This is a genomic window from Sphaerisporangium dianthi, from assembly GCF_042654065.1.
GTDB classification, from domain to species: domain Bacteria; phylum Actinomycetota; class Actinomycetes; order Streptosporangiales; family Streptosporangiaceae; genus Sphaerisporangium; species Sphaerisporangium dianthi.
Window position 1 is genome coordinate 1 of sequence record NZ_JBHSFP010000055.1, and the last position, 20,988, is coordinate 20,988.

14 protein-coding genes and 1 pseudogene are annotated in these 20,988 nt (G+C 74.8%); 5 read left to right on the plus strand and 10 right to left on the minus strand.

Annotation, left to right across the window (positions count from 1 at the left end):
• From ACFO60_RS38565 to ACFO60_RS38585, 5 genes and pseudogenes are all read left to right on the plus strand, one after another.
• Positions 1-580, plus strand: a 580-nt coding sequence (locus ACFO60_RS38565; RefSeq protein ID WP_380851681.1) for a phosphopantetheine-binding protein, incomplete at its 5' end; no start/stop codon positions are given.
• A gap of 1 nt (position 581) precedes the next feature.
• Positions 582-4,538, plus strand: a complete 3,957-nt coding sequence (locus tag ACFO60_RS38570) for a type I polyketide synthase (protein WP_380851684.1) — start codon at positions 582-584, stop codon at positions 4,536-4,538.
• A gap of 63 nt (positions 4,539-4,601) precedes the next feature.
• A complete protein-coding gene (locus tag ACFO60_RS38575) occupies positions 4,602-5,072 on the plus strand; it encodes a hypothetical protein (RefSeq protein WP_380851687.1) in 471 nt (156 codons plus the stop codon).
• 191 nt (positions 5,073-5,263) lie between these two features.
• A pseudogene (locus tag ACFO60_RS38580) lies at positions 5,264-5,620 on the plus strand (AfsR/SARP family transcriptional regulator); the annotation flags it as partial.
• A 60-nt stretch (positions 5,621-5,680) separates the two neighbouring features.
• Entirely contained in the window at positions 5,681-7,294 is a 1,614-nt protein-coding gene (locus ACFO60_RS38585; RefSeq protein WP_380851732.1) for a BTAD domain-containing putative transcriptional regulator, read from the plus strand.
• Here the strand turns inward: ACFO60_RS38585 and ACFO60_RS38590 are convergent.
• The 10 genes from ACFO60_RS38590 to ACFO60_RS38635 form a co-directional block, all read right to left on the minus strand.
• On the minus strand, positions 7,267-7,983 hold the full coding sequence (locus tag ACFO60_RS38590) for a TetR/AcrR family transcriptional regulator (RefSeq protein WP_380851690.1): 717 nt from the start codon (positions 7,981-7,983) through the stop codon (positions 7,267-7,269). The two genes, ACFO60_RS38585 and ACFO60_RS38590, sit on opposite strands and share 28 nt — an antisense overlap.
• A gap of 104 nt (positions 7,984-8,087) precedes the next feature.
• On the minus strand, positions 8,088-10,799 hold the full coding sequence (locus tag ACFO60_RS38595; protein ID WP_380851693.1) for an AAA family ATPase: 2,712 nt from the start codon (positions 10,797-10,799) through the stop codon (positions 8,088-8,090).
• Between the two features lie 44 nt (positions 10,800-10,843).
• Positions 10,844-11,617, minus strand: a complete 774-nt coding sequence (locus ACFO60_RS38600) for a thioesterase II family protein (RefSeq protein ID WP_380851696.1) — start codon at positions 11,615-11,617, stop codon at positions 10,844-10,846.
• Positions 11,618-11,651: 34 nt separating this feature from the next.
• Positions 11,652-15,089, minus strand: coding sequence for a non-ribosomal peptide synthetase (locus tag ACFO60_RS38605; protein ID WP_380851699.1), 3,438 nt, complete (start codon positions 15,087-15,089; stop codon positions 11,652-11,654).
• A gap of 117 nt (positions 15,090-15,206) precedes the next feature.
• On the minus strand, positions 15,207-16,736 hold the full coding sequence (locus tag ACFO60_RS38610) for an MFS transporter (RefSeq protein WP_380851702.1): 1,530 nt from the start codon (positions 16,734-16,736) through the stop codon (positions 15,207-15,209).
• Between the two features lie 22 nt (positions 16,737-16,758).
• A complete protein-coding gene (locus ACFO60_RS38615) occupies positions 16,759-17,868 on the minus strand; it encodes a methyltransferase (protein ID WP_380851705.1) in 1,110 nt (369 codons plus the stop codon).
• Between the two features lie 157 nt (positions 17,869-18,025).
• Complete coding sequence (locus ACFO60_RS38620; protein WP_380851708.1) at positions 18,026-18,664, minus strand: isochorismatase family protein; 639 nt, start codon at positions 18,662-18,664, stop codon at positions 18,026-18,028.
• Between the two features lie 31 nt (positions 18,665-18,695).
• Positions 18,696-19,883: an isochorismate synthase gene (locus tag ACFO60_RS38625; RefSeq protein WP_380851711.1), complete on the minus strand. Its 1,188-nt coding sequence runs from the start codon at positions 19,881-19,883 to the stop codon at positions 18,696-18,698.
• A gap of 36 nt (positions 19,884-19,919) precedes the next feature.
• Complete coding sequence (locus ACFO60_RS38630; protein ID WP_380851714.1) at positions 19,920-20,714, minus strand: 2,3-dihydro-2,3-dihydroxybenzoate dehydrogenase; 795 nt, start codon at positions 20,712-20,714, stop codon at positions 19,920-19,922.
• Positions 20,711-20,986, minus strand: a complete 276-nt coding sequence (locus ACFO60_RS38635) for a phosphopantetheine-binding protein (protein ID WP_380851717.1) — start codon at positions 20,984-20,986, stop codon at positions 20,711-20,713. The genes ACFO60_RS38630 and ACFO60_RS38635 overlap by 4 nt, the downstream gene beginning before the upstream one ends.
• Positions 20,987-20,988 lie beyond the last annotated feature (2 nt).

Genomic DNA, 20,988 nt, shown 5'->3' on the forward strand with positions numbered 1-20,988 from the left:
GCCGCGCCGCCGCGCCGCCGCCGAGGGCTCGGGCGGCGCCGCGGAGCGTCTGCGCGCGCGGCTGCGGGAGCTCCCGGAGCGCCTTCGGTCGCAGACGGTGGACGAGCTCGTGCGCGGCCAGGTCGCCGACATCGCGGGGTTCGCCGGCCCGGCCGACATCGACGCGCGCCACAGCGTGGCGGACCTCGGCCTGGACTCGGTCGCCGCGGTGGAACTGCGCGGCCGCCTCGCCGCACGGACCGGGCTCGACCTGCCCAAGACCTTCGTCTTCGACCATCCGACGCCCGAGGCCATGGCCGCCTACCTGCTGGCCGGGCTCCTCGGCCCCGCCGCCGCCGAGTCAGGGCACGGGGTCTTCGACCGGCTGGCGCGGCTGGAGGAGGGCGTCGAGCGCGAGAGCCTCGACGCCCTCGCGCGCGAGCGGGTCGCCGACCGGCTCCGCTCCCTCCTGGACCGGCTCGCCGGCGCCGCCACGGAAGCCGGGGAGGCTCCGGACGGGGCGAGCGTCACGCGCAAGATCGAGGCGTCGACCACCGAAGAGCTCTTCGACTTCATCGACAACGAACTGATGGGAACCTGACGTGGCCGGCGACGAGCGGAAACTGGTCGACTACCTCAAGAAGGTCACCGCGGAGCTGCACGAGACGCGCGCCCGGCTCCGCAAGATCGAGGCCGCGGCCCGCGAGCCGATCGCCATCGTCGGCATGGCGTGCCGCTTCCCCGGGGGCGTGCGCTCCCCGGAGGACCTCTGGCGGATGGTCCTCTCCGGCGGCGAGGGCATCTCGGGCTTTCCCGCCAACCGGGGCTGGGACCTCGAACGCGTCTACCACCCCGATCCGGACGAACCGGGCACGACGTACTCCTGTGCGGGGGGTTTCCTGCACGACGCGGGAGACTTCGACGCGGAGTTCTTCGGGATCTCCCCCCGGGAGGCCCTGGCGATGGACCCGCAGCAGCGTCTGCTGCTGGAGACCTCCTGGGAGGCGTTCGAGCACGCCGGCATCGACCCGCTGGCCCTGCGCGGCAGCCGCACCGGCGTGTTCGCCGGCGTGGTGCACCACGACTACGCCTCCTCCACCACCGGGGTCCCCGGCGCGATCGAGCCCTACCTCGTCACCGGCCTGTCCGGCGCCGTCGCCTCCGGCAGGGTGGCCTACACCCTCGGGCTGGAGGGGCCGGCGGTCACCGTGGACACGGCCTGCTCGTCGTCGCTGGTGGCGCTGCACTCGGCGGCGGCGGCGCTGCGGGCCGGTGAATGCGATCTCGCGCTGGCCGGAGGCGTCACCGTCATGGCGACCCCGCGCGCGTTCTTCTCCTTCAGCAGGCAGCGCGGCCTGTCGGGGGACGGGCGCTGCCGGGCCTTCGGCGCGGGCGCGGACGGGACGGGCTGGGCCGAGGGCGTCGGGGTCCTGGTGGTGGAGCGGCTGCCGGACGCGCGGGAGCGCGGGCACCGGGTCCTCGCGGTGATGCGCTCCTCCGCGGTGAACCAGGACGGCGCCTCGCACGGGCTGACCGCGCCGAACGGCCCCTCCCAGCAGCGGCTCATCCGCCAGGCGCTGTCCGCCGCGGGCCTGTCGGCCGCCGACGTCGACGCGGTGGAGGGACACGGCACCGGCACCGTGCTGGGGGACCCGATCGAGGCGCAGGCCCTGCTGGCCACCTACGGGCAGGACCGCGGCGACGGGCCGCCGTTGTACCTGGGGTCGATGAAGTCGAACATCGGCCACGCCCAGGCGGCGGCGGGCGCCGGCGGGGTGATCAAGATGGTCGAGGCGATGCGGCGCGGCGTGCTGCCGCCGACCCTGCACGCCGACGAGCCGTCCGGGCACGTGGACTGGTCGGCGGGCGCGGTGGAACTGCTGACCCGGCCCCGCCCCTGGCCCGGCGCCGGCCGGCCGCGCCGGGCCGCCGTCTCCTCCTTCGGCATCAGCGGGACCAACGCGCACGTGATCTTGGAGGCCGTGCCCGAGGAGGAGCCCGGGCGCGCCGCGGACGAGCCGGAGCTCGTGCCCTGGCCGGTCTCCGCCCGCTCCGCCGAGGCGCTACGCGACCAGCTCGCGCGCCTGGCCGCGCGGGTGGACGCCGACCCGCGCCCGCGCCGGGAGGACGTGGCGTACACGCTGGCCAGGCGCGCGGCGTTCGAGCACAGAGCGGTGATCCTGGACGGGCCGGGACAGAGGACCGAGATCGCCGGCACGGTGACGGCCGGCGGCACGGGAGTGCTGTTCACCGGGCAGGGCGCCCAGCGGTGGGGGATGGGGCGGGAACTGCACGCGCGTTTCCCGGTCTTCGCCGAATCCTTCGACGCGATAGCCCGGCTGACCGGCGTCCCGCTGGCGGAGGTCGTGTTCGGGCCGGCGCCGGACCCCCGCCTGGACCAGACCGGCTTCGCGCAGGTGGCCCTGTTCACCGTCGAGGTGTCGATATTCCGGCTGCTGTCCTGGCTCGGCGTCGAGGTGGACGCCGTGGTCGGCCACTCGGTCGGCGAGCTGGCGGCGGCCCACGTCGCGGGCGTGCTCACGCTGGAGGACGCCTGCCGCCTCGTCGAGGCGCGGGGCCGTCTCATGCAGGCCCTGCCGCGAGGCGGGGCGATGGTGGCGGCGGAGGTCACCGAGGCCGAGGCGCTGGAGGCCCTCGCGGGAATGGAGGACAGGGCGGGACTCGCGGCGGTCAACGGCCCGTCGTCGGTGGTCATCTCCGGGGCGGAGGAGGTGGTCGCCGCGGTGGAGCGGGGCTGGCGCGAGCGCGGCGTGCGCGTCAAGCGGCTGACGGTGAGCCACGCCTTCCACTCCCCGCTGATGGACCCGATGCTCGAGGACTTCCGGGCGGTGGCCGACACGGTCGAGCTGCGGCGGCCGACCCTGGCCGGGCTTCCCGCCGAGGTCACCGACCCCGGCCACTGGGTGGAGCACGTGCGGCGGCCCGTCCGGTTCACCGACGCCGTGGCGCGCGCGCCCGGCGTCGTGCGGTGGATCGAGGCGGGCCCGGACGGCGTGCTGAGCGCGCTGGTCCGGCGCCTCGTCCCCGACGCCGGCGCCCAGGTGTTCGCCCCGGCGCTGCGCGCGGGGCGGCCGGAGCCGGCGTCGTTCCTGAGCGCGGTGGCCCGCCTGCACGTCCACGGCGCGCCGGTGCGCTGGGAGGCGCTCGGCGACCTCTGGCACGGCCGCCTGGTGGACCTGCCGGCCTACCCCTTCCAGCGGCGCGGCTACTGGCTGGAGGAGAGCGCCGCCGGCGACGTGACGCTCGTGCCCCGCGGGTCCGCCCCGGCCGCGCCCGCTCCGGGCGCCTCCGGCGGCTCGCCGGACGGCGGACCCGCCGCCCTGGCCGGAAGCGAACGGCCGGACGCCCTGAGAGGGACCGAAGGGCCGGACACCCTGAGCGGAAGCGAACGGCCGGGCGTCCTGACGAGGGCTGAAGGGCCGGACGTCCTGAACGGAAGCGAAGGGCCGCACGTCCTGCTGGAGCGCCTGCGGTGCCAGGTGGCCGAGGTGCTCGGCCACCCCTCCGACGCGGCCGTCCCGGTCGACCGGTCTCTTCTGGAACTGGGCTTCGACTCGCTGACGGCGCTCGAACTGCGCGACCGCCTGAACCGGCTGACCGGTCTGAGCCTGCCCGCGCCGCTGGTCTTCGAGCACCCCGATCTGACCTCCCTGGCCGCGGACCTCGGCGCGCGGCTGGGCCGGCGAGGGGCGGGAGCGGGCCCGGAGATGGTCCCCGAGGCGGCCGGCCTGCTCACCCGGCTGTACCTCCGGGCGGCCGGCGAGGGCCGGCCCGCGGAGGCCGCCGGGCTGGCCGAGGCCGCCGCGCGTCTGCGCCCGGCCTTCGCCGTGCCCGCCGAGCTCGCACGGCGGCCCGCGCCCGTCTGGTTCGGGCCGCGCGGGGACGGGCCGGTGGCCGTCTGCCTGCCCTCTTTCAGCGCGATCTCCGGCCCGCACGAGTACGCGCGGCTGGCCGCCGGGTTCGGCGACGCCCTGTCGGCGGTCGCGCTGCCTCACCCGGGGTTCCTGCCCGGTGAGCCTCTCCCGGCCTCCGTCGAGGTGCTCGCAGCCCTGCACGCCGAGACCGTGCTGGAAATCGCCGGGCGCCTGCCCGTGCTGCTCGTCGGGCGGTCGGCGGGCGGCTGGGCGGCCCACGCCCTGGCCGAGGCGCTGGAGGCCCGCGGCGCCGTCCCGGCAGGGGTCGTCCTGCTCGACACCCCGAGGCGCGTGGGCGGGCTCGGCCGGCAGGACGTGATGATCCGGAGCATGCTGGAGCGCGACGGCCTGTTCGCCACGGTCGACGACCACAACCTGACCGGCATGGCCGCCTATTTCGGCCTCTTCGCGCGCTGGCGGCCGGGTCCGTTGACTGCCCCCACCCTGCTGGTCCGGGCCGTGACCTCCTATGGGGACGGTGAGGCGGCGCCGGCGGCGTCGTGGGATCTCCCGCACGACCAGGTGGAGGCGGCGGGCGACCACTTCTCGATGCTGGAGGAGCATGCCATGGCGACGGCCCGCTCGGTCGCCCGGTGGGCGGCGGGACTGCCCGCCCTGCGCTGAAGCAGAGCTCGCGGCGCCGTCCATGAGGGCCGTGATGACCCCTCAGCCCGCGCGGAGGTCCAGGTGAAGGCCGTTGACGCGCCGCGCCAGATCGTCGTGCTGGTCGACCATCACGCGTGCAGTCTCGCCGCGGTGGACCGGGCGGCGCACCTGGCGGCCGGGCAGGGCCTGCCGCTGGTCGTCGGCATGCTCATGCCGCCTCAGCCGGCGCTGGCCGGCATGTCTCCGGTGGTCCCGGTCGTGGATCACGCCGACCTGGAGTGGGCGCTGCTGGACGGGATCGCCGCGCGCGTGGCCCCGGCCGCCGTGAGGTGGGACTTCCGGGTGCTGGCCGACGGGGCGGACGTGGCGGCGGCGTGGCTGCCGGTGGAACGGCGCCGCACCCTGATCGTGCACGCCGATCACGGCCGCCGTCATCGGTGGTTCAACGCGCCGCGGGGCCGGATGGCGCGCGTGCTGGCGGCCCATTCCGAGGGTCCGCCCCCGCTGGCCGTGGCGTGCGGCCAGGCCGGGCCCGGCGGCGGAGGGAACTGACCTCACCCGCCTCGCCCTCCTCGCGCGGACCGGAAATGTCCGAAACGTTGTCCATCAATGCGGGGAAAATAGCCGCAGGTGACGGAGTGGAATGTTTCGGTAGCATTCCTTACAGCATGCCGTGACTCTGCGTTAATGTCTTGACCGGCTATAGCTGTACGCGTAAACTAACATAAGCGGAAGATACCGATATGGTGGATGAAAAGGTGAAACTGTCTGGGGGAAAGGTGGACGAAATTACAACAGACTTCGGCCGATTACATGAGGGAATCGATTTGTGGTCCTCCTGCGAGTCATGGGCTCCCGCATCGGCGCAATCACTGAAAGTCCAGCTCCTGGGACCGATCAGGTCGTGGAGGAACGACAGAGAAGTCCCTCTCGGGCCACCGAAGCAACGCGCCGTCTTCGGCGTCCTGGCCGCGCAGGCCAACCGTGTGGTATTGCACCACGAATTGATCGACGCGGTCTGGGGCGAGGAATTGCCGTCCAGTGCCGCCAACAGCGTTCACACTTATATCTCCGGTCTCCGTCGAGCCCTAGAACCAGATCGACAAAGTAGGGAATGTGGGTCACTGCTCCTCTCCGTAAGCGGTGGCTACACGTTGCGGATGGATCCCTCGGAACTGGACGCGGAGGTGTTCGCGCAGATGTGCGCCTCCGCCCAGGAGGAGCACGCGGCCGGCGACCTCAACGACGCCGTGCGGCTCTACGACAAGGCCCTCGCCCTGTGGCACGGCGACGCCTACTCCGGAGTCCCCGGACCGTTCGCCGACATGGAGCGCGCCCGGCTGCTCGAGGTGAAGCTGCGCACCAGCGAACTGCGGGCGGAGGCGATGCTGGCGTTGGGACATCACGGCGCCGTCGTGGCGAACCTCGTCGCCCTGACCTCGGTGCACCCGCTGCGCGAGAAGCTTCGGGCGCTGCTCATGCTGACCCTGTACCGCTGCGGCCGCCAGGCCGACGCGCTCAGGGTCTTCCGGGAGACCCGCGCCCTGCTCGTACGGGAACTCGGCATCGAACCGGGCCCGGAGCTCCGCTACCTGAACGACCGCATCCTCGCCAACGACGTCACGCTGAACATGGTCACCCAGCCGCGGAGCCACCCCTGGCACCCCGCGGGCGCCGTGAGTCCCCGGCCGGTGCCGGCGCAGCTTCCCCAGGCCATCAGGGGATTCGTCGGCCGGACGCAAGAGGTGGCCGCGCTCAGGCGGTCGCTGGCCCGTGACGACGTCCTGGCCAGGGGCGAACCGCCCGCGGTCGCGATCATCCACGGCATCGCCGGGGCGGGGAAGACGGCTCTCGCCGTCCACGTGGCGCACAGCGTCGCCCGTGACTACCCCGACGGGCAGCTGTTCATCGACCTGCACGGCTTCGACCCCGCCTGCGCCCCCGTCTCAGCGTTCGACGCGCTCGGGTACATGCTGCGCAGCCTCGGTGTGACCGCGCGGTCCATGCCGTCCGACCTCGACGACCGGGTCGCCACCTACCGGAGCCTGCTGTCGGGCAGACGCGTGCTCCTGGTGCTGGACAACGCCGCCAACGCGGACCAGGTGCGGCCGCTCCTGCCCGGGACGAGCTCCTGCCAGGTGATCGTGACGAGCCGCAACCAGCTCACCGGCCTGAGCGTCCGCGAAGGCGCCCGCTGCATCCAGCTGTCCCTGTTCAGCCCGGACGACTCGCTGCGGCTGATGAGCGCCATGCTCGGGCCCGAGCGGGTGGCCGAGGAGCTCGCCGCCTCCCGGGAGCTGGCCCACCTGTGCGGCCACCTGCCACTGGCGGTGCGGATCGCGGCCGAGCCGCTCGCCGGAGACCGGCGCATGGCCGTCATGCGCGTCGTCCAGGGGCTGCGGGACGAGCGCCGCCGCCTGGACCTGCTCGCGGTGGAGGGCGACGACTCCGCCACGTTGCGCACCGTGTTCTCCTGCTCCTACCAGGCCATGCCCGCCGAGGCCGCCCGCGTCTTCCGGATGCTGGGCCGGCACGCCGACGTTGGAATCCACCCCGACAAGACGGCCCTGCTGTGCGGCATACCGGTCGCGGAGGCGCTGCGCGCACTGCGCATCCTCAGCAACGCCCACCTGCTCGAACAGCACCACGAGCACAGCTACCACCTGCACGAACTGCTGCGCCTCTATGCCCGTGAATGCGCCGAAGCCTCCGAGCCCGGTGCCGGCGTCCTGGCCGGGACGTTCCCCTACGGGCTGGTCTCGGCCGACAACTGAGCCGCGGCCCCGGCGCCGTGCATGACGAGCAATCCGGTCACCAGGGCGTCGAGGCCCGACCTGAAGGTGTCCCGGCTGGTCAGATCTGTCCATCTGTCGGTCAGCGCTGCCAGCCGGGGCAGCCGCTCGGCGTCCAGTTGCGTGAACAGCTCGTCGCGGTAGACCGGCTTGTCCATCTCGGCCCGGCGGGACACCGAGGCGGCCCTGACGAGGATCTCTCCCGCCGCGTAGTACCAGATGCTCCTGTAGGCGTGAACGGCCTGCTCAGGGGTGAGCCCGCAGCGGATCGCGGAGTCGAGGATGTTCTCGACGATCCACAGCGCGGAAGCCGCCAGGAGGTCCTCGGCGGTGAGGATCTCGACGATCCACGGGCACTCGGCGAGCACGTCGTGCATGAAGCACGCCGTGATGAACAGGCGCTCGCGAGGGTCGTCGGGCAGCACCGGCGCCTGGACGCTGGAGGCGTAGTCGTCGAGCAGCAGGAGCAGCAGTTCGTCCTTGTTCTTGACGTGATAGTAGATCGCCATGGGCGTGGTGCCGATGGCCGCGGCGAGCTGCCGCATGGTCAGGTGAGCGACGCCTTGGCTCTCGATGAGATGCCGGGCGGCGGCCAGGATCTCCTGGCGGGAGATCCTCGCGGGGCGGCCGCCGCGGGACCTGCCATCGGTGGATCGGTGCGGTGAGGTCATGTCAGCTCGGTTCGACGGGCATCGCGGGATCTCTCAGTGTGTGATCGTAACGGGTACGAAAATCATCTCAGCTTATATCGGTGCAGGTTGGGCACGGCCAGCCGTCACGGGTCGGTCCCGGTCGGCTCGCCCTCCTCGATCTGGAGGTAGACCGGGAGATCGGCCCGGCTCCTCACCTTGAGCTTGCGGTAGACCCGGGTCAGATGCTGCTCGACCGTGCTCACGGTGATGCACAGGTGGTTGGCGATCTGCCGGTTGGTGTAGTTGCGCGCCGCCAGCACGCCGACCCGGTACTCGGCGGCGCTCAGCTCTGCGGTGCCGTCCGCGTTGGGCAGCAGCCGGGTCCGCGCCGACGGCGTCGCGGCCAGGCTCGGCAGCAGGCTGCCGGCCAGCCCTTCGGCCTGGCAGTCCTTGGCGACCCGCCAGGCCCTGCGCAGCGTGACGCGGGCACGCCGGGAGTCGCCGGCCGCGCTGTGCGCGCGGCCGAGGTCGGCGAGGGCGTGCGCGTATTCGAGCTGGTCGCCGGCCATCCGCAGCATCTGGACGGACTCGGCGAGCAGCTTGGGCCGGTCCAGGGTGTCGGCCGTCGCGGCCAGGTGCCGCAGCGCGCGGCCGAGCGTCCGCCGGTCGCGGGTCTCGTCGAGCCGGGCGATCTGCTCGCTGAGCAGCTTGCGCGCCTCGGCCCGCCGGCCGAGGCGGAGCAGCGCCTGCGCGGCGTCGATGCGCCACGGCATCGCGTCGGGATCGTCGGCCTCCCAGGCCGAAAGGAGCCGCCCGCACGCCTGGAAGTCGCTCAGCGCGGCGTAGGGGCGGCCGCAGGCGAGCTGGTACTGGCCGCGTGCCTGCAGGTAGCGCAGCCCGAACGGCGTCTCAAGGAGCGCGCCCGGCACCGGCGTCGACAGCCAGGCGGCCGCCTCGTCGTCGCGGCCCATCTCGACCATGGCGAGCAGCGCGCAGGCGAGCGGGGCGCCGATCACCACGCCCCAGCCTGTGGTGGACAGCTCGGTCAGCGCCTCGGCGGCGAGCTTGACGGCGCCGGGAAGGTCGCCGCGCAGCAGGGACCGGTCCGCGCGCACCGCCGTCAGCAGGCCCCGCCAGATGCGGGTGCCGCGCCCCGCCGCCTCCTCCAGCAGCGTCGGGCACCACGGGGCGAGCTTGTCCAGCCGGGCCGGACGGGCCAGCGCCAGCAGCGCCGCGGCGAGCGGCGCGAGCGGTGTGCCGTCGAGCTCGAACCCCTGGGACAGGTACTCCTCCTCGCTGGTGAACCGTCCCGCCGCGGCACGGAGCATCGTGGTGACCGACGACGTGGAGCGCGGCACCGGCGTGGCCCTCCCGGCCGCTCCGCGCTGGGCCGGGTAGCACGACTCGAGGCAGGCGCGGACCTCCGCGAGGCGGGGCGCCCCGGAGAGCCGGCCCAGCGCCTGGGCGGCCTCGACCCCCCGCCCGTGCCAGAGCAGGTACTCGAACGCCGCGGCCACCTGCTCCCCGGCCAGCCGTCCCTGGTGGAGGGCGTCGGTGAGCCGGTCGAGGTGGCGGACCACCCGCGCGGGGTCGGCCTTCCACTCGGTCCGGGCGAGCACGGCCTGTCCGGCGACGTGCTGCTGCTCGTCGGCGTCCGCCATGTGGTGGGCCAGCTTGAGGCAGTCGAGCGCGAAGTCGAACTCGCCGCTCGCGGTGGCGTTGTTCGCCGACTCCTGCAGCACCGAGGCCGTCCACGGCTCGGCGGCCCGCCCGGCGGCCACCAGATGCCAGGCGACCGAGGTCGGCGGCGCGCCCTCGGCGTGCAGGAGCCGCGCCGCGCCGGCGTGCAGCTCGGCCCGCTGCCCGGAGGGCAGCTCCCGCAGCACGGCCTCGCGCGCCACAGGATGCCGGTAACGGCCCTGCCGCAGGACGCCCGCCTCCTCGAGGAGGCCGGTGGTCGCGCCCGTCTCGACCGGGTGGAGCCCGGCGAGCTGGGCGACGATCGCGGACCCATGCGGCTCGCCCAGCACGGCGACGGCGCGGGCCACCGCCAGCGCGTTGTGCTCGCAGCGGTACAGGCAGCTCATCACCGCTTCCGCGAACCGGTCGCCGATGACCAGCCCCGCCGGTTGGCGGAAACCGCCGGACCGCGCCGCGGCCTGCCAGTCCTCGGCGAGCGCCTGCACGAGCAGAGGGTTGCCCCCGGTGGCCTCGAACGCCGGCGCGGCGAGGCCGTGGGCCACCCGGGGATCCAGGTCGCGGGCCAGCAGCGCGGCGACGCCGTCGCAGGACAGGCGCTCCAGCCGGATCTGCACGCAGTGCGGCTGGCGCAGCAGCTCGGCACGGAAGACGGAGGACCCGGGACCGATGCCGACGCGCTCGCCGAGCACCAGCATCACCGGCGCCTGGCGGACGCGCCGGGCGATGAAGAGCAGGCACTGCAACGACGCGTCGTCGGCGTGGTCGACGTCGTCCACGCCGATCACCAGCGGCCGTCCGGCGGCCATGGCGCGCACGAACCGCCACACGCCGTCCAGCACCTGCGGATCGGCGCGGCCGGTGAAGGCGCCCCCGGCGGGCGGCACGGCGGCGGCCTGCTCGGCGTGCTCGCCCACCGCGTCGTGGAAGAGCTGGGACAGCAGCCCGAAGGGCAGGTCGCGTTCGGCGGGCGACCCGGTGGCCCCGAGGTACCGGGCCCTCGGCGCGGCGACGTCGCGGGCGAACGTGTGCAGCAACTCGGTCTTGCCGACGGCCACCGGCCCCCGGACGATCGCGATGGCGCCGGCGCCGAGCGCGCAGGCGCCCAGGAGGTCGGACAGCCGGCCGAGCTCGGTGTCCCTTTCGACCAACGCCATCCTCGACACCACCCCAGGTCCCGGTGTTGCGTGCACGGTGCCGCTCACGGCGTCGACGGCCAGCGCGTCCCGGCCGGGCACCCGGCGCGGGCGCGTTCGACCACGGCCGCGGTCACCGGCTCGCCGTCCGGCGCGATGTAGAAGTGCCCGCCGGGGAAGGCGAGGACCTCGCACGGCCCGGTGGTGGACGCGCCCCACGCCTCGGCCTCCTCACGGGTGACCTCCGGGTCGTCCACGCCGTACAGGACGGTCACCGGCGCCGTGAGGGCGGGACCGGGCAGCGGCCGGTAGGTCTCGGTCAGCCGGTAGTCGTGCCGGACGATCGGAAGCAGGAACGCCCGCAGCTCCGGGTGGTCCAGGACCGTGTCCCGCGTGCCCCCGAGCCGGGCCAGGTGCGCGGCCAGCTCGTCGTCGCCGCTCAGATGGACGGTCCCGGGACGGGACCGGTGCGGCGCGGGCCGCCCGGAGACCACCAGGCGATGCGGGCCGCGCGAGCGGCGCGCCAGCCTCCGGGCCGCCTCGTAGGCGACGACCGCGCCCATGCTGTGGCCGAACAGCAGGTACGGCACGTCGGCGAGAGGTTCCACCGCGGCGGCGACCCCGGCCGCCAGCTCCCGCATCGAGCCGGCGGGGCCGGTGCCCAGCAGGTCCTCGTGACCGGGGTACTGGACGGCCACGAACTCGACGTCCCAGGGGGCCGCGGCGGCCCAGCCCCGGTAGGTGCTCGCCGAGCCGCCCGCGTGCGGCAGGCAGAACACCCGCGCCGAGGCGTACGGGCGGGGCGCGTGGCGGCGCAGCCACGACCGGGCCGGCGTCACCGCTTCACCGCCCCGGTGCGGGCGTGCGAGGTCCTCACAGTGCTCCCGTGTCCAGGTCGTCGGTGTCCCCATCGGGGCCGAGGCGCGTGGTGAGCGCCGCCGCGAGGCCCCGCGCGGTCGGCTCGCGGAAGAACTCGCGCATGGGCAGCTCGACGCCCGTGCGCTCGCGCAGCGCCGCGATGACCCGGGTCGCGAGCAGGCTGTCGCCGCCCGCCGCGAAGAAGCCGTCGTCGCGTCCGGCGGGCGCCCGCCCGAGTACGCCTCCCCACGCCTCGGCGACGACCTGCTCCAGGCCGGGGCCGATCGGTTCGAAGGCGCGCGCGGGCCGGTCGCGGCCGTCGAACAGCGCGCGGACCGCCTTGCGGTCGACCTTGCCGTTGGCGTTGAACGGCAGAGCGGCGGCGACCGCGAACGACGGCGGGACCATGTGGCCGGGCAGCCGGGCGGCGGTCCAGGCGCGCAGCTCCTCCGGATCCAGGTCCTGCGGTCCGGCGGGCGGGGCGGGGATGAGCAGCGCGGCCAGGTGCCCCGTCTCGGCGCGCACCGCCACCGCCGCTTCGACGGCCGGGTGGGCGCGCAGGACCGCCTCGACCTCGCCGAGCTCGACGCGGTATCCGTTGATCTTGACTTGCTGGTCGAGGCGCCCGAGGAACTCGAGGAGGCCGCCGGGGTGGTAGCGGCCGAGGTCGCCGGTGCGGTACCAGCGCGTCCCGGCGTCCTCGGCGAACCGTTCCGCGGTGTGGGCGGCGTCGCCGACGTAGCCGCGTGCCACGCCTTCGCCGCCGATCCACAGCTCTCCGGGCACCCAGTCGGGGCAGTCGCGCCCGGCGCCGTCCACGACGCGGTACCGCTGACCCCGCAGCGGAAGCCCGTAGGGCACCGACGGCCAGCCCGCCGGCACGCCGTCCTCCGGGACGTCGAAGGCGTTGGACCAGATCGCGCCCTCGGTGGCGCCGCCGAGGGCGAGCAGGGAGCAGCGGCCCGCCGTGGCCCGCGCCAGGCGGGGAGGCAGGTCAAGGCCGATCCAGTCGCCCGACAGCAGCGCCCGGCGCAGACCGGCGGGCAGCGGCTCCTCGCCGGCCGCGGTCAGCGCCATGTCCAGCAGCGCGGGCACGGAGTTCCACAGGGTCACCCCGTGCCGCGCGCACAGGTCGAGCCACACGCGCGGCTCCCTGCGGTCCTCCTCGGCGACCAGGACGACGGCCGCGCCGGCGGAGAGCATGCCGAACACGTCCCACACCGACAGGTCGAAGTCCAGCGCGGACAGGCCGAGGACGCGGTCGCCCGGCGAGACCGCCAGCCGGTCGTTGACGTCGTCGACGGTGTTGGCCGCCGCGGCGTGGCTCAGCTCCACTCCCTTGGGCGTGCCGGTCGAACCCGAGGTGAAGATCACGTACGCGGTGGCGGACGGGTCGGCGGGCGACGGCGCGGGCAGTGGCGCGGCGTCCAGGGCCGCGCCGAGCCCGAGCACGGGAGGCCCGTCCTCGTCGCCCGACTCGCCGAGCACCTGGACGGCGCCCGCGGTCGTGAGCATCCGCCGGCGCCGCTCGGGCGGCTGGTCCACGCCGATCGGCACGTAGGCGGCTCCGGCGGCGAGGACGCCGAGCACGGCGATGATCTGCCCGGGGCCCTTGGGCAGGGTCACGGCCACGAGGTCGCCCCCGCGCACCCCCCGGCCGCCGAGCGCCGCCGCGACGCGCAGGGCCCCGTCGGCGAGCTCGCCGTAGGTGAGGCGGCCGTCGGCGCCCCAGAGCAGCGCGGGCCTGCCGGGGTCGGCGGCGGCCCGCTCGAAGAACGCCGTGTGCAGCGCGCGTGGGCGGTGCGGCCAGGCGGTCGCGTTCACCCGGGCGCGTGCGGCCCGCTGGGCGGCGGGCAGCGGCAGGCGGGGCGGGGCGTCCCAGCCGGACTCCGGCAGGTCGCCGATGAGCTGGAGGTAGGCGTCGAACATGGCGGAAAGGACGCCCTCGGCGAACAGGTCCTCCACGGCGTCCCAGGCGAGCAGGACGCCCTCTCCGGTGAGGTGGATCTGGTGGTCGAGCCAGACCTGCGGTGTCTGCGAGAGCATCCAGCCCACCTCGCCGAACCGTTCGCGGCAGCGGGCGGACGCGAGGTCGCCGTCGGCGCTGAAGGCGAAGACCACCGGCGCGGTGCGCGGCTCGGCGTCGCCGTCGGCGCGGATGAGCTCGCGCTGGACCTCGACGCCCGAGAACGCGGTGTACTGCAGGTCCTCGTGCAGCCTGCTCTGGAGCCGGCCGGCGCGGTCGGCGAAGCCGCCAGGACCGCCGAGGTCGACGTCGAGCAGGACGAGGCTGGTGAAGTCGGCGACCAGCGCCCCGGTCTCGGGGTGCGGGCCGCGCCGGTCGAACAGGGGGATGTTGAGAAGGAAGCGTTCCTGCCCGCTCCACCGCGAGAGGACCTCGCAGAACGCGGTCGCCAGCACCGACGCCGGGGTGAGGCCGTGCGCCGAGGCCCGTGCGGTCAGCCGCCGCCACAGCTCGGGGGAGAGCACGTGGCGGCGCCGGGTGAAGCGGGGCGCGGTCACGGTCTTCGGGTCGTGCGCCAGCGGCAGGGCGGGCGCGCCGGGGAGGGCGGGCAGGCGGTCGAGCCAGTAGGTCCTGGCGGTCTCGCGGTCCTTCTCCAGGCGGGCCGTGCGGTCGGCGAGGTAGGCGGGGAAGGAGTACTCCAGCGGCTCGGCCTCGCCCGGGCGGTCGTAGAGCTCGGCCAGGTCGGTCAGCAGGAGCCGCATGCTGAGCACGTCGCAGACCAGCAGGTCGACGTCGACGTGCAGGCGGCCCGCGCCGCCCGGCAGCAGGGTGAGCCGGACGTCGAAGACCTCGCCCCGCTCGACCTCAAGGCGCCGGTGGGCCAGTTCCTCGCGCACCGCCCCGGTGGCCTCGGCCACCCGCGCCTCGTCCGCGTCGCGCAGGTCGTACACCGTCAGGCCCGGCCAGGGGGAGGTCTCGGAGATCTGCTGGGTGCCGTCGGGCAGGAAGCGGGCGCGCAGCATGCCGTGCCTGCGGATGAGGGCGCGCACCGCGTCCTCCAGGCGGGCCGGGTCGGCGGCGGGCCCGTCGAGCTCCAGGTAGGCGTGGCAGCCGACCCCGCCCAGGGGCTGGTCGTCGTCGCGCCCGATCCAGTAGGACTGCTGGACGGGGGTCAGGGGGAAGGGCAGGGCGGGGTCGACGGCGGGGGCGGCGGCCGGCTCCGCGGGCTTGACGGGGCGGGTGCGCAGCAGGTCCAGCCACGCGCCGACGCGCGGCTCCTCGGCCAGCTCGCCGAAGCCGACCTCAAGGCCGGCGCGCTGGAGCGTGTCGGCCAGCCGCATCAGCCTGATGGAGTCCAGGCCGAATTCGAAGAGGTTGTCGTCATCGTCGAGCGGGGCCGCCTCGTCGCCCAGCAGTTCGATGATCGCCGCACGGAGTGTGTCCTCCACGGCGTGGCCGCCACCGGACGACGCGTGCTGCATGACCATGGTCGCTCCTCCAGACGTCCAGCTGATCCCCACGGGAGCCGGCCCGTGACGACATGACACTCAGTCTGGGCTCGGGCGTCTGGAGAAGTACTGGATGAGACCTTCACCCCGGCGGCCTCAGCCCCCCGCCGGCCCGGCGGGGGAGTCGGTGGCCGGCCGGGGGCGCACGGCGGGACGCTCGGCGTCGCCCGCCCGCGGCTCGCGGGCCTTCGCCTCGGCCGCCGCGGCGGCGGCGTGGCGGCCGCCCGGCAGCAGCAGGAGCGCCAGCAGGGCCACGACGACCAGCAGCGCCGCGTTGACGGTGAACACGGTGCCGTAGCCGGTGGTGAGCCTCTCGGCCGGTGTGCCGGAGATCAGGCCCGCGGTGCGGGTGGCCGCGACGGTGGTGAGCGCCGCCAGGCCGATGCTCCCGCCGATCTGGCGGGCGCTGTTGAACACTCCGGAGGCCATGCCGGCCTCGTTCGGGGCGACGCCCACGGTCGCCGATCCGGCGAGCGGGACCAGGCACGGGCCGAGGCCGATGGCGGCGACCACCGTGGGGCCGAGGACGTCGGTCCAGAAGCCGCCGTGGGCGTCGAGCATGCTCAGCCAGAACAGTCCCGCGGCGGCGAGGAGCGCGCCGGCGACCAGCAGCCGGCGCGCGCCGATCCTGCGGACGATCGAGCCCGCCGCCAGCGACCCGGTGATGAGGCCGAAGCTGAACGGCAGGAACGCCAGCCCCGCGGGCGCGGCGGCCAGGCCGAGGACCTCCTGCAGATAGAGGGACACGAAGTAGAAGGAGGTGAACATCACCGCGGAGATGAGCATCATGCAGAGGTTCGCCCCGGCGACCGCCCGGTTGGCGAGCAGGCCGAGCCGCACGAGCGGCTCCTTGGCGTACCGGCTCTCGAAGAGCACGAAGGCGGCCAGCAGGGCGGCGGACGCCGCGAGCGTGCCGATGGTCTGCGCGGAGCCCCACGAGACCTCGGTGGTGCGGATCAGGCCGAACACCAGCAGCACCATGCCCGCCGTGGCCAGGACCGCGCCGACGACGTCGAGCTTGCGCGTGGTGTCGCGCGCGCCCGAGGAGGCGACGTGGCGGTAGCCGAGGATCAGCCCGAGCGCCGCGAGCGGGACGTTGAGCAGCATGACCCAGCGCCAGCCCGCGTACTCGGTGAGCAGGCCGCCGACGAGGACGCCGACCGCCGCGCCGCCTGCGGTGACCGCGCTGTACAGGCCGAGCGCGCGGGCGCGCGGCGCCCCTGTGGGGAAGCTCGTGGTGAGCACGGCCAGGGCGGCGGGGGCGAGCAGCGCGGCCGCGACGCCTTGGGCGGCGCGGGCGGCGATGAGCTGGCCGGGGCTCTGGGCGAGCCCGCCCAGCAGCGACATGGCGCCGAACAGGATCAGCGCCGTCTGCAGGATGAACCTCCTGCCGAACCGGTCGGCGGTGCGCCCTCCCAGCAGGAGGAGGCCGCCGAAGGTGAGCGCGTAGGCGTTGACGACCCAGGACAGGCCGAGGACGTCGAAGCCGAGTGAGGTGCGGATCGTCGGCAGGGCGACGTTCACCACCGAGATGTCCAGGGAGACCATTCCCTGGGCGACCGCGATGACCGCGAGCACGCCCGCGGAGCTCGGAGCTTTGGCTTCCAGCCGCGTCTTTTCGTACATGTAAGAAAACATAGCCGTGAGGTCACGCCCTGTCCAGTGCCGGCGGAAGGGGCGCGTCGTCGTCCGGCGCCAGCTCCAGCACCGACGAGCCGAACCCGAAGGGCGGGGAGATCGAGACGACCCGCAGCCCGGCCCGCAGCGCCAGCGCCTCCCATCCGGAGGCCGTCCGCTCACGGCCGCCCACGTAGACCAGCATCCGCAGGTCCATGCCGGTGAAGCCCGGGTCGGTCGCGAGCGTCTCCACGGCCTTCTCCACCAGCACGACGCGGCCGCCGGGCGTGAGGGCGTCGCGGCACCGGACCAGGATCCGGACGGCGTCCTCGTCCGGCCAGTCGTGCAGGACCCGCGACAGGACGATCGTGTCCGCGCGCACCGGCAGTTCCTGGAAGAAGTCGCCCGCCACCACCGAGCACCGGTCGGCCAGCCCCGCCGCCGCGATCTCCCGCCGGGCGCGCTCCGCCGGGCCGGGCAGCTCCACGAGCGTGCCGCGCAGGCCCGGCTCGGCCCGCAGCAACGCCGAGATCTGGCCACCGGTGCCGCCGCCGACGTCGGCCACGTGCTGGGACGAGGACCAGTCGCGGGCGGCGACCGCCGCCTCGAAGAGCGCCTCCCTGCGGCCGCCCATGAGCGCGTCGAACGAGGCGCCGAGCGCCGGGTCGGCGGACAGGTCCTCCCAGAAGGTCCTGCCGTGGGCCAGCTCGTGCACGGCCCGGCCGGCGCGGACCGCGCTGAGCAGATGCGCCAGGCCCAGATCGGCGTGCGCCACGGCCTGGCCGAGGTCCAGCCACGAGCGCTGGTTCGACGGATGGCCGTCGGCGAGCAGCGCGCCGACGGCGGTCGGCGACAGGCGGCCGTCGCCGCCCGCCTCCAGCACGCCCACCGCGACGAGGTGCCGCACGAGCCGGCCGAGCGCGTCGGGGTCGGTTCCCGAGGCGGCGGCCAGCGCCTCCACGGTCGTGGCCCCCGCCGAGATCAGGTCGACCAGGCGCAGGGTCGCGGCGACACGCAGCGCCATCGGCGTCACCAGGTCGGCGAGCCGGGCCAGCACGCCGACCTCCGGCGGCGGCGCGGCCGGCATCGGCGCGGCGCCCTCACCGGGGACGGGGGCCGGGCGCACGGGCGTGGTGGTCATGGGGATCTCCCTCGGGTGCGAAGTGGTCCGCCCCGGCGGGCCGCCGGGGCGCGGAAGCGGGGCGGGCCCGGTCTCACCCGGGACAGCACGAGGACCCGGACGCCGCCCCGTCGTGACAGGTGCGGCGCCGGGTCCGCGTGCCCCGCCGCCCGCCGGCTCACCGCCGCAGGCAGCTGGTCAGATGCCGGGTGGTCGACACGACGGCGCAGCAGCCCGCCGCCCACGACAGGGCCGCCAGGTGCCGGCGCGCGCTGAAGTCGGCGACCGCGTCGGCCGCGAGGAACACCTCGAAGCCGCGGCTGAACGCCTCGACGGCGGTCGTGGCGCAGCCGATGTGCGCGTAGACGCCGCAGATGATCAGCTGGTCGCGCCGGGCCGCGCGCAGCCGCCTTTCCAGGTCGGAGCGGAAGAAGGCGCTGTAGCGCCACTTGCACAGGACCGCGCCGCTCACGTCCGGCGCGACCTCGCCGACGATCGCGGTGTCCTCGGCCACGTCCTGCATGCCCTTGCCCCAGAAGTCGGTGAGCAGCCCGCGGTCCTCGGGAGCCTGCGCGCCCGGCTGCGCGGTGTGGATCACCGGCGCTCCGGCGTCGCGGCAGGCGGCGATCAGGTCCGCGGCGTTGGCGAGCAGGTCGGTGAGCGGCGCCTCGTCCTGCCGGTAGGCGCGCAGGAAGTAGCGCTGCATGTCGTGGACGAGCAGCGCCGCGCGCCGCGGATCGGGTCTCCAGTTCACCCGGTTGCCCGGGAGCTGCTCGTCGGTGGGCATCGGGTACGGGGCGACGAGGGGTATCGCCATGTCTACGCTCTCCTGTCTCGCGTCGTGCGGTCTACGGCCGGGCGGCGACGGGCACGATCCCCAGGGCGCCGAGCATCGTGCCGAACTTCAGCGCGGTCTCCTCGGTCTCGCCGTCCGGCGTCGAACCGGCGACGATCCCGGCTCCGGCGAACAGCCGGACCGAACATCCCGAGACCTCGGCGCACCTGATCGCGACGGCCCACTCGCCGTCGCCCGACGCGTCGCACCAGCCCACCGCCCCCGCGTAGTGGCCGCGGTCGAACGGCTCCAGCTCGCCGATCAGGTCCCTGGCGGGGGCGACGGGCCAGCCGCAGACGGCGGGCGTCGGGTGCAGCGCCGCGGCCAGCTCCAGCGAGGAGATCTCCGGGGTGCGCAGCTCGCCGGTGATCCGCGAGCCGAGATGCCACATGTTCGAGGTCGCCGTGAGCGCCGGGCGGGGCGGCACGTTCAGGGTCGAGCAGTATTTCCGCAGGACCTGGGAGACCGACCGGACGACGTACTCGTGCTCGCGCAGATCCTTGTCGGAGGTCATCAGGGCCGCGGCGCGCGCCCGGTCCAGCGCGGGATCATGGCTGCGCGGCGCGGAGCCGGCGAGCGGCCACGACACCACGCGCGTCCCCGACTTGGCGATCAGCAGCTCGGGGCTCGCCCCGACCAGGACCCTGGTGGCGCGCTGCTCCGGCAGGTCGACGGCGTAGGTGTACCCGTGCGCGTTCCCGCCCAGCAGCCGGCGCACCAGGGCCTCGACCGCGACGGGCTCGGCGTAGTCCACGCGCAGGGTCCTGGCCAGGACGACCTTGTCCAGCTCGCCCAGCGAGATCCGGCGCAGCGCCCGCGCGACCGCCTCGGCGTACCCCGCGGGCCCAGGCCACTCCGTGACCGACAGAGGCGACGCCGCCGTCGCCGGCATGCCTCCGGCGCCGTGCCCCGGCCGCGTCGCACGTTCCGGCGCGACATCCAGGAACAGGTGCGGCGGGGAGGTGGAGCCGAACGGCAGCGCGCCGACCACGATGGGACGTTCGTGGCCGGCGGCGACGGCGGCGTCGAGTCTTCTCAGCGCCTCCGGCGCCGCGATCTCCAGCGGCCCGGGCAGGGCCGCCGAGGCGGGGCCGGCGAGCAGCGCGCCGCGGGGAGAGGCGAAGAACGCCGAGCCCGGCGCGTAGGCGGCGAGGAGGTCGTTGGTGGTCGGCACGTAGGTGCCGAGGTCGGTCAGGCTCATGGGTGTTCCCCTCAGTGCTCCGGAGCCGGCGCGGCGTCACGCGCGCAGCGTCGCGCCACCGTCGACGTAAAGGTCATGCATGGTGATGTGCCGGGCGCGGTCCGAGAGCAGGAACAGGACGGCGTCGGCGATGTCGGAGGGGGCGGCGACGCGGCCGAGCGGGATGCCCACGCGGTACTTCGCGAGGTCGCCCATGACCGCCGGGTCGCCGTCCGGCGGGCCGTCGGGCGACTCCCACAGCACACGCTGCATCGCCGTGTCGGTCGAACCCGGCGCCACGACGTTGCAGCGGATGCCGTGGTGGGCCACCTCCAGCCCCAGGCATTTGGTGAACATCGTCGCGGCCGCCTTGGAGGCGGCGTAGGCCGCCATGCCCACGCGCGGCACGCCGGCCGCGTTGGAGGTGACGGTGACGATGGCGCCGGACCGGCGCGGGATCATCGCGCGCACCGCGGCGCGCGACATGTGGAACACGCCCCAGACGTTCACCGCGAAGGTCTCGGCCCAGTCGTCGTCGGTCAGCCCGGCCACCGGGCCGGGGCGCAGCACCCCGGCGACGTTCACCAGCATGCCGACGGGACCGAGTTCGCGCTCCACGCGCTCGATCGCCTCCTGCGAGCGGCCCGCGTCGCGGACGTCGGCCGGCACCGGCAGCACCGAGCCGCTCGCCGAGCGCGCCGCCCCGGCGAGGGCGTCCAGGCCGGCCTTGTCGACGTCGACCGCTCCGACGTCCACGCCCTGGCCGGCCAGCGCGTGGACGACCGCGGCGCCGATCCCTCCCGCCGCGCCCGTCACCACGGCGGCGCCGCGCGGGCCCGCGTCAGCGTTCATCCGCTTCCCCGCAGTGCCGGGCCGGCGCCGCCGTCGTCCTCGGCCAGCGCGGTCACCCACGCGGTGATCGTCGGAGTCTCGACGAGGTCGGCGAAGCTCACCCCGGCCTCGTTGGCCCGCCAGTCGTTGGCCAGGCTCATCATCCGGATGGAGTCCAGGCCGTGCTCGGTGAGGTCGTCGTCGTCACCGATGCTGCGCGGCGGCACGCCGAGCAGGCGCGCGACGTCCTCGCGCAGCCGGTCCCTGACCGGAGGGCGCGGTTCGGTTTCCACGG